Annotated in this window: 1 protein-coding gene and 1 pseudogene; both read right to left on the reverse strand. The window is 65.9% G+C overall.

Annotated elements, in window-relative coordinates:
* Positions 1-344: pseudogene (locus AB0I03_RS27230) on the reverse strand (radical SAM protein); the annotation flags it as partial.
* Between the two features lie 55 nt (positions 345-399).
* Positions 400-936, reverse strand: coding sequence for a CYTH domain-containing protein (locus AB0I03_RS27235; protein ID WP_102924065.1), 537 nt, complete (start codon positions 934-936; stop codon positions 400-402).
* Between the last annotated feature and the right edge of the window lie 76 nt (positions 937-1,012).

The raw sequence follows: 1,012 nt of genomic DNA on the forward strand, positions 1-1,012 counted from the left end.
GGCAACTCCGGGTGCAGAGTTGGCTCCCCGCCCGTGAAGTGAACCTCGGTCGTCGGGAGGCTGCCGCGCACTGCCGCCAGGGCCAAGGCAAAGTCGGAATCGGCCTTGATCCGCTCCGGCAGGAAGCTTGCACTGTTCGTTGAGAGGTAGATCGAGACCCGACCGGAGCGGCCGGCCGTCCCGCTGAACTGGGCGGCCTCGCGGCCGAGGTTGTCCGTCGTGACCGGGGTGCCTTCGTTGTGACAGAAGGTGCAGGCGAGTCCGCAGGCATCAATGATCTTGACGCGCAGGGTCCGGTCCGGCACTACCGTGATCGGTAAGGCGTTCGTGTCAGTGTCGGTCATAGCCGCCTCCTAGCCGGCGGGGCCTGGTGACCCCGCCGACGTGCAGTAGAGAGGTCTAGGCGAATCGGAGTTCGCTGATCGAGTCGAGGTCGATTCCGTACCGCGCGAACACCTTCGTCGTGTTCTCGCTGGTCAGGTCGGATCGAGGGATGGAGAGGCATTCGGCGGTCGCCCACACCTGTTCCTCGGTGTCGCCCTCGATCTCCAGATAGGGCGGGATACGCGGCCATTCGTCGATCTCCAGCCGCCCACCGTCCAACAGCCAGGACGAGCGCCGGTTCTCCTGGTAGCTGCGGTGCGTGAGCCCCATGAGCCCGAGCAGCGCGTGCGTGTCCTCGAACGAGCCGACCGTTGTCTCGGTCTCCCGGGTGCCGTCGATCGCGTCCGAGCTGATCGTCTTCACGCACAGGGTCACTGCGCCGCCGGAGTCCCGCAGGCGCACCCAGCGCCCGCTCACCGCGGGGACCGTGTCGTACACGTAGCGGCGCATAAGTCGCTCGCCCTGGAAGCTTCCGCCAGCCACCTTGATGCGCTCGGCCATGGCATCCGGATCGATCCCCAGCACCTTCGCTTCGTACTCGATGGTGTGCATGTATCTCCTTTTCGTATGCCGCGTGTTGTGCGTCAGAGCACGAGCCTGCCGGTAGGGCGCTTACGCGTTGCGGTCG

The sequence above is a fragment of the Glycomyces sp. NPDC021274 genome (assembly GCF_040641195.1).
Lineage (GTDB): Bacteria > Actinomycetota > Actinomycetes > Mycobacteriales > Micromonosporaceae > Glycomyces.

Coding starts and splice junctions, on each gene's coding strand:
- AB0I03_RS27235 (WP_102924065.1), bottom strand. CDS start 936: ATGCACACCATCGAGTACGAAGCGAAGGTGCTGGGGATCGATCCGGAT.